We start from the raw sequence: 11377 nt of genomic DNA, 5'->3' as shown, positions 1-11377 counted from the left end.
GCCCTGCACGTTGCGCAGATACAAAAAGCACAGGCCGAAGCCCCAGGTCCGCTTGTTAGTCGTCAAGCGTTCAAGCCAATCTGCGGTCTCTTCGTTCTCATCGCTCAGCACAGGGCTGTATCTGTAGCAGGTCTCGCTGATCTCGAACGCACGGCAGGCCAGAGCTATGCTGACCCCATATTGCGCAACTGCATTCATGGCCATCTCTCGCCGATGAGACGGCCTTAACGCTTTTTTCCAAGCGCTTCCTTCAGTAGGTCGTTTTGCATGCTCATCTCGGCATACATGCGCTTGAGACGGCGGTTCTCCTCCGCCATATCCTTCATCTCAGAAATCAAGGACGCGTCCATGCCGCCAAACTTGGCCCGCCATTTGTAAAAACTCGCGCTGCTCATTGCGTGCTCGCGGCACAGCTCAGAGACCGGAACGCCACTCTCTGCCTGTTTCAAAACAGCCATGATCTGTGCGTCGCTAAATCGTCTGTTCTTCATCATAAATCTCCTCAGATATCTTGCCGAGAAAATGCTACTTGTGAACACCACTATTTTTAGGGGGGATTACCACGTTTGCCAAGGCCGCGCGCGCTGTAGGTTTCCTTGGCTTCGGCACCTATCCCCGCTCGGGCTTCATGCACATCGATCTCGGTCTCGCGCGGTCCTGGGGAGAGCCGTTCCCCACTCGGCCCACGCCCTTCGTGCCGGAGGTGCCGCCCGCGCGTGAGGTTCTGGCCGACAGCCGCACCCTGAAGGGCGGCGGCACGGCCGGGGTGGCGACGATCGGTGCCGCCGGTGTCGAAGTCGCTCAAGAGGTCCTGTCCGAGACCCAATCCGCCATCCTGCCCCTGGTGCCCTATCTCGACACCCTGCGCTGGGTGTTCATCGCCGTGGCGCTGATTGGCATCGCCGTTGCCATCCGCGCCCGGATCGATGACTGGAAGCGAGGCCAGAGGTGATGGGATGGCTGATCAACACCCTTTCAAGCGGCTTGGCCCGCAAAGCGTTGGGCCTGCTTCTGGCCGCCACCACCATCGCCCTGTTCCTGCTGAACCTCCGACGCGTCGGTGAGCGTGCCGGGCGGCTGGCGGAGCGTTTGCAAACATCGGAAAAGACACATGAAATCCAACGCCAGATGCTGGAAGCCGCCAGCCGTCGTCCTCCTGATCGCGATGCTCTGGCTCAGCGCCTGCGCGACGGCCAGTTCTGATCCAAGAGTGCCATGCCCGCCCGTGGTGCCCTACAGCGTCAATGACCAGGTGCGCGCCGCGGCCGAGGTGGCGGCTCTGCCGGAGGGTGCGCTCGTCGTGCGGATGCTCAGCGATTACGCCGTCCTGCGCGACCAGGCGCGGGCGTGCGGGTGAAGATCGGGCCGAGCAATTGCCTGTGGGAAGCGCCTGACGCCTCGACCGCAACGGCACACCCAGCCCGTTTCACGGATTCACAGTTTCAAAGAACCGCAGCGAGTAGTTGCACGGACATGATGGCGTGCGACCTCGTCCTCTGTCGCGCGCGGAAATGGGCACAATCGTGCACCTCTGGCGGATCGAGAGTGGTGCTTGGCTATTCTGCGATCGCCCGTTGATTAAGGGCAATTACCGACCCTCGCTGCGCCAAACACCAAGATCTACAGAGCGGACTTTCTGGTCCTTCGCTGCAAGTGCGGCTATGTCCGGTTCGGCGAGCTGTTCAACAAACGGTCGTTTTAGGAAAGCGGACCGGCAGAGATCAGTTCCGTTATAGATAGTGTTGTGATCACTTTTGATTCAAAGTCGGTTCAGTTATAGATATGAAAATGAAGCTCAAGGGGGCGAGAATGTTGAAGTTGTGGGTGAGCCTCCAGATGTTTTTGACGTTCTTTGCCGCAGGCACCGCATTTGCTGAAACCGCCATTTATAAGCGAGGGGATACCCCGTATATTTGCAACGATCAGTCACCTTTCACCAACTTGCGCCGCGGCCCCAGTGCGAGAGACTATCCAACTGTAGCAACCTTACCCAACAACCTGCGTGTCAGAAGCCTATACCCAGCCTATACACCCGAAGGCTACGTCTATTATTCGATAGCTATTGGTGGCCCGGAACAGGACGATATTCGGTATGGCTTTGTCCATCAGGATGTCTTGCACCATACCTGTACTCTTGCACCAGTTTACAGCTCCGAAATTCTAAAGCTGGCAGATGAAATTGGCCGCGCCAATGGGGACCACGCGCGCCAGCGGGTGCTTGAGGCCAATGCAAATTATGATGGTAGGGTGCTTTATCTTAACAATATTCCAGATTTATCCGAGATTTCAGCGCTGTCGACAGAAGTCGGGCTTGAGTATCTTGATCTCAGCAACACAGAAATTCGTTTTATTTATACGCTTGCGAAGCTGCCCCAGCTTAGTTTCCTTGATTTGAGCAATACCAAAATAACCCATATTGATCCGCTTGCGGAGCTAAGCAAGTTGGAGACGCTGAGCTTGTATCAAGCGAATGTAAGTTACCTTCCTTCAATGGCGGACTTAACCGCACTTCGGACCCTCAATCTTTACGGAACAGGTATTGTAGATATCAGCCCGCTCGCAGAGGTCCCCCGACTGACGACGCTGAACCTTAACCGCTCGCAAGTTACCGACCTGTCCGTTCTATCAAGCCTTGGTAATCTACGAAGCCTGTCATTGAACGGCTTGAGCATTATGGATTATAGTCCTGTATCAAGTCTGAAATCGTTACGTTTTCTGTCATTGACTGGCTGGCATGGCAATGGCGCGAGCGAGTTCCTTCGAAGTCTTGATCTCGCGTTTCTAAATGGTTTGGGCGCACTTAAATCGCTTGAAATAGACATCATCGGTGACGCTGATATTTCTACAATCGGCAATTTGTCGTCGCTAACGCAGCTTTCGGTCAATGGGTCGGATATTCGCGATATTTCACCGCTGGCGAAACTGACGCGGTTGACCGAGCTTACGATCACAACCAATCTGGTGGATGATTATGGCGTACTTGCACCGCTTACGTCGCTAGAGGCCCTGAATATCTACGGCGATGGCAAAAATGATCTAAGTGCGTTGACGGATATGAATGTCCTTAACTCCCTCACTATGGATGCTGTGAACACCGATAGTATTGCACCGCTCGCCCAGTTTCCGGCACTGCGCAGGCTTGTATTATTTGACGCTGCGTTTGATGATTATGCGCCGTTTTTACGCATGAGCGGCCTTGAAACGCTCCAGTTGACCGACTCGAACCTAGCCGACACATCGGTTCTAAAAAACCTCGCCTCTTTGACGTATCTGAATCTAAGTCAATCGCCGATCTCAAGTGTTGTCGGTCTGGCGGATTTGACATCTTTGCAAACACTTTACCTCGCTGACACCGAAGTTCAGGATCTATCGCCCCTGGCCAACTTAGTAAATTTGCGGTTGCTTGGGATAGGTAATGCTCCAATCAACAGCCTTGCCCCGATTCAAACCCTGATAGACCATGGGCTGGAAATTCAAGGCTCGGAAAAATAGGATTTAATAGAATCGCAGATCCAGTAGAATTGCGTAATGGGGAAGTCTGGGAAGTGCTAAAGTTGTTCATCGTGTCAAGTTTGGTTTGTCTGGTCGTTCATGGGCACTTTTCTTTCCAAAGCTGGGTCGAAAGTGTGCCATTTACGGATTCATGGGCATATTACCGAAACTACCACCCGGTTAGGCATAGCATTTTGATAATGTTAAGATGGGGATCTTTGGGAGCATCTTTGCTCACTGGCGCGTTGCTCATTGTAAGGGCAGCATTCAGATAGCCCCATTCCGACATAAACCCGTTTCGTTTTTGAAACATTCTGTCTGTAATGCTGACAAAACAGTTTGTCGTCAGTCGTCCCATGGAATGGCACGTTCTGTGCAGCCCTGCCAATATTGCCCGTGCGCCTTAATATTCCAGCGGGAGCAATCGCTTGAGTTTCTGAGCGTTAATTATCGCCAAATAGAGAATTTTCTGATGAAAAATTATTTGAGAATAGTGCCTTACGGTGCGCGAATAAAGTGAGATCATACCTATCAACAAAGACGTTTCCATCCTTACTGCGGACCTTTGTCAGCGTTCAAAACGGTGGCTTTTGGAACGCCCTTCAACCGAATACAATTCACCATCCATGTTGAGCCAAAACATCTTGTTTACAACGCTCATAGTTACTATTTCGTTCTGCCTCTTCAGCAGCATCCTTAGGCCTTGTCGGAGGTAAATTGTACAAAACACAATACTGATGTGCATCCAACTTAATGTCATTAATCGCACATGACTTTACATCCCGTGCAGACGTCAACTGATCGGTCCTCGAACAGCTTTCACGATAGTATGCCAATCGTTCCTCAGCATTAGCATCCCAAAGAAACCAAGACGGACCACCAATTCGATCGGGGTCCGGAGTACTACTACCACCGCAATAACCAGTTGGATTGTAACAGCCCAGGAGATTCGATGTACTTGAACATGAGGTAGCTCCAAGCCCTAGGCCAATAACCGCAATTCCAATCCAGATAGTCTTGCGCATACATTAAGCGTCCCATGTTCGGCTCTACCATAAGTGGTGTTCAGTGTCAGAGGCTAATTTATGTCACATTATAAGCGTTCACGGAGCTCGTTAAAAGGCTTCTTTGATCGTTCCAAAAACGCTCGATATTGGTGAAAACATCATGCTTTGATTGGGCTGTTTAGGCTGTTGCACATCAATGCCATGTTGCGCCCAATAGCTGCTTTGTTGGACACGGCCGCGCCCGACAAGCCCCGGCGGAAAGACGCATTTTGACTGACGCAAAGCGCCATACGCAATTACGCATGGACGCCGTGAGACACCCGAAAACAGATGATACAACCGCGCCCCGAACCAGCGGATTTTGCCGCGCTTTTTCAAGCTGTGCGCTTTAATTTGCGCGGCCCCTCCAAACGGACGGGGCGAAGGGGCGGTGCCCATGCGATCATCGCCGCAAAAGGCGCGTCAACGGGGGACATCCCGCCACCGCCGCTGGAGCACACCGGCGGCGTCTTTGCTCCCGTCTGCAACGTCGCGGAACCCGCGCTGCGCAAAGTCCTCACGACCGGCCAGCATCACAGGAGCATCCCATGAAACAGCAACACCGCAAACCGGCCCGGACACTTGCCATGGCGCTTGCGCTGTCGTTCCTGCCTGCCCTCGCGCAGGCGCAGGATAGCGACGGATCGGACATCAATCCGGCGCTGGCACAGGAGGCCGTCATGAAAATCCTGCCCGACATCCCAGCCAGCCTGGGCCTGTCGCCGGAAGACTATGTTTTCGGCAATGACCATACCGCCGACTTGCGATCCGTGCATGTGCTGATCGGGCCGGACGGGCGTATGATGCCAAGCGACGCCTGGCGGCTGACGCATCCCGCGCAATGCCGCAAACAGGCGCGCGAGACGTTCGAGGCGGTGCAGATCCTGACATTCGAGATCCTGCGCACCACCGAAACCCATAACGGCCTGACGCGCCATCAGTATTACGCCAACGCGCGGCTGTCCGATATTGATGTCGGTCCTGAAAAACGTGTGATGGCGCGCAGATCGTCCACCGGCGGCTCGACCGTCGGACGGTATCCCACGGGCAGTGGCGGCAAGCTGTCGCTGGCCGATTACGACGCTCTTGTCCCGGCGCTCCGGGATGCGATGCAGAACCTCGGCATTGATTTCGGTGCGCCGGGCGATGGTTGCGGCGATATTCGCCTGACCCATCTATACGGCGCCAAGGTGGATCAGAAGTTCGGATTTCTGGCCGGCTATCAGAACGAATCGGTGCCGAACATGACCTATGAATGGGATTTCGGCGGCGCGGGCGGACATGGCGACCAGATCGGGCGCCATGTCTACCCCGCCAAGGGTACCTATACCGTGACCGTTCATATCGGCGGCGAAGGCGTGCGCGAAGGCAGCGCCAGCATTGCCGTCGCCGTGGACGACGGCCCGATCCAGCCCAAGGACGGCACCTGGGCAATCAGCCTCGTCAACCACGAAACCGAAGGCTGCGCCCCCAAGATTGTCAGCGGCATCGAAAAGGCCATGGCCAGCATGTTCGGCGATGAAAAGCGCGAGACCCTGACATTCGCCAAGCCGTTCCACCCCGACCCCCTGATGAAACACGCCGAGACACTGGACTGGACACAGCGCGGGATGAACACTTGGGACACGGTGGTTGCGGACAAGTCCGGCGGCACCATGAAACAGAAGGTGGTCCTGACGGCCGAAGTCCTGTCGGAGACACGGATTAAGGAGGTCATGGACCATGAAATCATCATGTCGGCTAAAATCGCCAAGCTGCTGGAAGGGTCCGAGCGCTGCCTTGCCGTCGGCACCTATGACCTGACATGGATCGGCCCGTGATGCGCCGGCGCGCGACCGCGTTAACCCGGCTGCTTGTGTTTTGGGCCAGCCTCGCGCTGGCGGGGGGCGGCGCGGCACGGTTGTCAGCATTCTGGACCGCAGGGGCGGCTGGGCGCGGATCTTCGCGCAGGGTGACAGAGAAGTAACTTCACGCTGAGAGCTAAATTGCCTCGCTCTGCTGTTGATCGCGCTGCGCTGCAGGTCACCAGTGCCAGAAACGCTCCTTTTTGGCACGTCCGCAAAGCACCTTGTTTGAAGCTGCCACATACCCCGTTCAAAACCCAAGAAGTTATTGAAGGTTCTTGCATCGACCGCGATAGCGGACATCCATGCATCACGCAGCATCCGTTACCTTGGGCTCGAAACTGACCTTTGCTGCATTGGTCTCGAAGGTCGGCTTGCGGCAGTGCACGCGGTTTCCTCACTGAACTGAAACCGGCTGCAGCATGTCGTCGGTGTCCAACTTCAGGACGCCGCGCCAGAGCTGCGTATTGAAGACGTGGTGCACATGCTTGCCCTCGCGCTCTTCACGGGTCTGGACGAGCAACCCCGCCCACTCAAGCGGGCGCAAGACGCAGTATGAGAACGCAGCCATCTCTCGCCATCCGGCGTTGTCCCAGTAATGGTCCTCGCCATAGAACGACGCGAATAGCGTCCGTTCTGTGGTGCCGTGGTGGGCCTCGACGTTGATCACGTTCATCCAGACATCCAATTTGCCGAACGGGCGCTCGTTGAGGCGCGAGTAGGAGGCGTGGTCAATTTCGAGAAGGAAGAACGGGATCAGTTCTGCAAACAGCTTCCCCGGAGTTTGTGCCAGTGTAGCGCCACGCTTGGTCAGCCGGAATTCACCTTTGAAGTGTCGTCCCAGGCGGAAGCTGATCAACACGAAGTGCAGCACCTCGAGCGGCGGGAATTCGTATTCGTTGATGACCTTACTGTAGCGGAACATTTGTTCCCCACTGCTTCCGGGCCAATCAAAATGCTCGACCGCCCAGTGGACGAAGACGCGCTTAAACGCCTTTGTCTTGGTCAAACCGATTGCCCCGTGGTCCTGCGCGTATTGAAGCGTCAACAGCGCAGCGCGCAGCAACAGCGAAGGCGCAAGGTCGGGATGGTCATCGGAAAGGGTGCGGAATTCGATCATGGCGTGATCCTGCCACGAGGCATCCGCTGGGGCAGAAGCAATAATTCCTGCAAGCTTCTGGAGGACTCGCCAAACGTTGATGTGGTGTTGATGTAGACCGGACAAGCAAAAGCTCGACTGTTTAGGTCGGGCTTTAAGCATTTGATATTGTAATTTATGGTTGCGGGAGTAGGATTTGAACCTACGACCTTCAGGTTATGAGCCTGACGAGCTACCGGGCTGCTCCATCCCGCGCCAATCTGTTGCGGTCAGTTGTTTGTTCTGACACGCGATCGTATTGAGAGATATGTTGTTTGCCTGGTTCTTTCTAGGTTTGGCGGCGACCTACTCTCCCACGTCTTGAGACGCAGTACCATTGGCGCGACGGCACTTAACGGCCGGGTTCGGAATGGAGCCGGGTGTTTTGCTCGTGCTATGGCCACCAAACCGAGAAAGAACCAGAACGTTCCGCAGGAATGTCGGTGGGTGGCAGCGTTTTGCAAAGCGATAACGCGTCCCCACACCCATCCATTCGGGCGGAATCAAATCAACATTGTCCAAGTTCTGTACACGTTTGATGTGTATGCTTTCGATCCGTTGAAGCTGGTTTTGCCTGGCTTCTACTGGATCAAATCAAGCCTATCGGGCAATTAGTACCGGTCAACTGAACGCATTGCTGCGCTTACATCTCCGGCCTATCGACGAGGTGGTCTACCTCGGCCCTCAGGGATACCTTGTTTTGAGGGGGGCTTCCCGCTTAGATGCCTTCAGCGGTTATCCTTTCCGATCATAGCTACCCAGCACTGCTCCTGGCGGAACAACTGGTACACCAGTGGATCGTTCACCCCGGTCCTCTCGTACTAGGGGCAACTCCTCTCAAGTATCCTACACCCACGGCAGATAGGGACCGAACTGTCTCACGACGTTCTAAACCCAGCTCACGTACCTCTTTAAACGGCGAACAGCCGTACCCTTGGGACCTGCTCCAGCCCCAGGATGAGATGAGCCGACATCGAGGTGCCAAACACTGCCGTCGATATGGACTCTTGGGCAGTATCAGCCTGTTATCCCCGGCGTACCTTTTATCCGTTGAGCGATGGCCCTCCCACTTGGGACCACCGGATCACTATGGCCGTCTTTCGACTCTGCTCGACTTGTCAGTCTCGCAGTCAGGCTGGCTTCTGCCATTGCACTCAACGAGCGATTTCCGACCGCTCTGAGCCAACCTTCGCGCGCCTCCGTTACTCTTTAGGAGGCGACCGCCCCAGTCAAACTACCCGCCACACAGGGTCCCGGATCCGGATAACGGACCGCGGTTAGACATCAAGCAGAACAAGGGTGGTATCTCAAAGGTGACTCCACAGAAACTGGCGTTCCTGCTTCAAAGTCTACCACCTATTCTGCACATGTTCGGCCTAATGCCAGTGTGAAGCTGTAGTAAAGGTGCACGGGGTCTTTCCGTCTAACCGCGGGAAGCCTGCATCTTGACAGGCAATTCAATTTCGCTGAGTCTATGTTGGAGACAGCGGGGAAGTCGTTACGCCATTCGTGCAGGTCGGAACTTACCCGACAAGGAATTTCGCTACCTTAGGACCGTTATAGTTACGGCCGCCGTTTACCTGGGCTTCAATTCAACGCTCTCACATCTCCTTTTAACCTTCAGGCACCGGGCAGGCGTCAGACCCTATACGTCGTCTTGCGACTTCGCAGAGCCCTGTGTTTTTAGTAAACAGTCGCCACCCCCTGGTTTGTGCCCCCAGCCCCTAGTTGCCTAGGAACCGGGCCTCCTTCTCGCGAACTTACGGAGGTATTTTGCCGAGTTCCTTCAACATAGTTCTCTCAAGCGCCTTGGTATTCTCTACCAGTCCACCTGTGTCGGTTTAGGGTACGATCTAGCGATGGAGCTATTTCCTGGGACCTCTCAACGGCCCCTCCAATCCGATAAGGAGGAACAATCTTCGAGATCCGTCACTTCCATCTGGCCCAGGAATATTAACCTGGTTCCCATCGACTACGCCTTTCGGCCTCGCCTTAGGGGTCGGCTTACCCTGCTCAGATTAGCTTTAAGCAGGAACCCTTGGACTTTCGGCGAGAGTGTCTCTCACACTCTTTGTCGCTACTCATGTCATCATTCTCACTAGTGATCTCTCCACCGGATGGCTCGCGCCCCGGCTTCACAGAAAGCTCCGCGTCTCCAATGCGGGCGAACCCGCTAAGGAGACATGGAACTATGTCACACTACGCTCTGCTACCATGCACTATGTGCATCCTAAGCTTCGGCTCATGGCTTGAGCCCCGTTACATCTTCGCCGCAGGACAACTTATTTAGACCAGTGAGCTGTTACGCTATCTTTAAAGGATGGCTGCTTCTAAGCCAACCTCCTGGTTGTTTTGGTCGTCCCACCTGCTTTCCCACTTAGCCATGAATTGGGGGCCTTAGCTGTAGGTTAGGGTTGTTTCCCTCTCCACAACGGACGTTAGCATCCGCTGTGTGTCTGCCATCTAGTACTCCCGGGTATTCGGAGTTTGGTTAGGATCAGTAAGCCTGTGGGGCCCCATTACCCATCCAGTGCTCTACCCCCCGGGGTATTCGGATGACGCTCTACCTAAATAGATTTCGCAGAGAACCAGCTATCTCCGAGTTTGATTGGCCTTTCACCCCTAGGCACAACTCATCCCGACCTTTTTCAACAGGTGTGGGTTCGGACCTCCAGTAAGTGTTACCTTACCTTCATCCTGGTCATGCCTAGATCACTCGGTTTCGGGTCTGATCCATCTAACTCATGCGCCCTATTAAGACTCGCTTTCGCTGCGCCTACACCTAACGGCTTAAGCTTGCTAGATAGACCAAGTCGATGACCCATTATACAAAAGGTACGCCGTCACTTCGCAAGGAAGCTCCGACTGATTGTAGGCGTTCGGTTTCAGGTACTGTTTCACTCCCCTCGTCGGGGTGCTTTTCACCTTTCCCTCACGGTACTGGTTCACTATCGGTCAGTAAGGAGTACTTAGCCTTCGGGGGTGGTCCCCCGATCTTCAGACAGGATTTCACGTGTCCCGCCCTACTTAATACGTCCCATCGAGCTTCCTATACGGGGCTGTCACCCGCTATGGCCATGCTTTCCAGCATGTTCTAGTCACTCTCAAGGCTCGGCTGGTCCCCGTTCGCTCGCCGCTACTAGGGGAGTATCTATTGATGTCCTTTCCTCCGGGTACTTAGATGTTTCAGTTCCCCGGGTTTGCTCTTATAAACCTATGTATTCAGTCTATAAGTACCTGTTTCAGCTCATTATTGACCACCCCGAAGGGTAACAATAACAAACTGTCAGGTGGGTTGCCCCATTCGGAAATTCATGGATCAAAGCTTATTCTCAGCTCCCCATGACTTATCGCAGAGTATCACGTCCTTCATCGCCTCTTACTGCCAAGGCATTCACCAAACGCCCTTCTCGCGCTTGATTTGATCCAGAAGAAGACAGGCCGTTTTGATGTGCTACCGCCTTCGGCTACTTGAGCACGACGAGGCAACACGCGGTCTATCGCGGCCCACGCTGGTAACGTATGGGCCTTTACTTCTGAAACAAAAGCATACTTTCCCGCCTGGCTTGCGCCAGACATGGTTCAATCCGTGCGGATCGAACCTGGTTAGTGTACTTGACTTGGACAACTTTGCTCGTTTCAGAAGGGCTACGCTCATCCGGCCGGCTAGACCAGTTTCACGCCTTCCATAGTCATTCATGTGTCCTACCGCCTTGCGGCTACTTGAGGACGCAACCCCGTCACCTTACGGTCACGTGGCGACTACAGAACCAACTGAGATCATCCCGCTACTCCGGGCGATCAAGCAATGTTGATTTGTATCTCTCTATACGATGTCAATTCGTCCGATTGGACGG

Annotated in this window: 6 protein-coding genes, 1 tRNA gene, 2 rRNA genes and 2 pseudogenes; 5 read left to right on the top strand and 6 right to left on the bottom strand. The window is 54.5% G+C overall.

Annotated elements, in window-relative coordinates:
* Window positions 1-491 (bottom strand): annotated as a pseudogene (locus tag DMZ65_RS18655) (transposase); the annotation flags it as partial.
* 74 nt (window positions 492-565) lie between these two features.
* On the opposite strand from DMZ65_RS18655, the pseudogene DMZ65_RS18650 reads away from it, so the two are divergent.
* The 4 genes and pseudogenes from DMZ65_RS18650 to DMZ65_RS18635 form a co-directional block, all read left to right on the top strand.
* A pseudogene (locus DMZ65_RS18650) lies at window positions 566-952 on the top strand (YcbK family protein); the annotation flags it as partial.
* Window positions 952-1203 carry a hypothetical protein gene (locus tag DMZ65_RS18645; protein WP_116600233.1) on the top strand — a complete coding sequence of 84 codons (252 nt, stop codon included), beginning with the start codon at window positions 952-954 and terminating at the stop codon, window positions 1201-1203. The pseudogene DMZ65_RS18650 and the gene DMZ65_RS18645, both read left to right, overlap by 1 nt.
* Before the next feature lie 22 nt (window positions 1204-1225).
* Complete coding sequence (locus DMZ65_RS20100; protein WP_332871585.1) at window positions 1226-1357, top strand: hypothetical protein; 132 nt, start codon at window positions 1226-1228, stop codon at window positions 1355-1357.
* 425 nt (window positions 1358-1782) lie between these two features.
* A complete protein-coding gene (locus tag DMZ65_RS18635) occupies window positions 1783-3492 on the top strand; it encodes a leucine-rich repeat domain-containing protein (RefSeq protein ID WP_116600231.1) in 1710 nt (569 codons plus the stop codon).
* 1115 nt (window positions 3493-4607) lie between these two features.
* On the opposite strand, the gene DMZ65_RS19580 is transcribed toward DMZ65_RS18635, so the two are convergent.
* Window positions 4608-4937, bottom strand: coding sequence for a hypothetical protein (locus tag DMZ65_RS19580; RefSeq protein WP_157960690.1), 330 nt, complete (start codon window positions 4935-4937; stop codon window positions 4608-4610).
* Between the two features lie 149 nt (window positions 4938-5086).
* Here DMZ65_RS19580 and DMZ65_RS18625 point away from each other — a divergent pair, with 149 nt between their 5' ends.
* Complete coding sequence (locus tag DMZ65_RS18625) at window positions 5087-6358, top strand: PKD domain-containing protein (RefSeq protein ID WP_116600229.1); 1272 nt, start codon at window positions 5087-5089, stop codon at window positions 6356-6358.
* Between the two features lie 421 nt (window positions 6359-6779).
* Here the strand turns inward: DMZ65_RS18625 and DMZ65_RS18620 are convergent, their stop codons facing one another.
* The 4 genes from DMZ65_RS18620 to DMZ65_RS18605 form a co-directional block, all read right to left on the bottom strand.
* On the bottom strand, window positions 6780-7502 hold the full coding sequence (locus tag DMZ65_RS18620) for a hypothetical protein (RefSeq protein WP_116600228.1): 723 nt from the start codon (window positions 7500-7502) through the stop codon (window positions 6780-6782).
* Between the two features lie 157 nt (window positions 7503-7659).
* Window positions 7660-7736 (bottom strand) — tRNA-Met (locus tag DMZ65_RS18615).
* A 77-nt stretch (window positions 7737-7813) separates the two neighbouring features.
* A 5S ribosomal RNA gene (rrf, locus tag DMZ65_RS18610) occupies window positions 7814-7928 on the bottom strand.
* Window positions 7929-8110: 182 nt separating this feature from the next.
* Window positions 8111-10942, bottom strand: a 23S ribosomal RNA gene (locus DMZ65_RS18605).
* Window positions 10943-11377: the final 435 nt, after the last annotated feature.

This window comes from Primorskyibacter marinus (assembly GCF_003313245.1).
Taxonomy (GTDB): domain Bacteria; phylum Pseudomonadota; class Alphaproteobacteria; order Rhodobacterales; family Rhodobacteraceae; genus Primorskyibacter; species Primorskyibacter marinus.
This window is presented reverse-complemented; position numbering and strand designations above follow the sequence as displayed.

Coding starts and splice junctions, on each gene's coding strand:
- DMZ65_RS18645 (WP_116600233.1), top strand. CDS start 952: ATGGGATGGCTGATCAACACCCTTTCAAGCGGCTTGGCCCGCAAAGCG.
- DMZ65_RS18635 (WP_116600231.1), top strand. CDS start 1,783: ATGAAAATGAAGCTCAAGGGGGCGAGAATGTTGAAGTTGTGGGTGAGC.
- DMZ65_RS19580 (WP_157960690.1), bottom strand. CDS start 4,937: ATGGGCACCGCCCCTTCGCCCCGTCCGTTTGGAGGGGCCGCGCAAATT.
- DMZ65_RS18625 (WP_116600229.1), top strand. CDS start 5,087: ATGAAACAGCAACACCGCAAACCGGCCCGGACACTTGCCATGGCGCTT.
- DMZ65_RS18620 (WP_116600228.1), bottom strand. CDS start 7,502: ATGATCGAATTCCGCACCCTTTCCGATGACCATCCCGACCTTGCGCCT.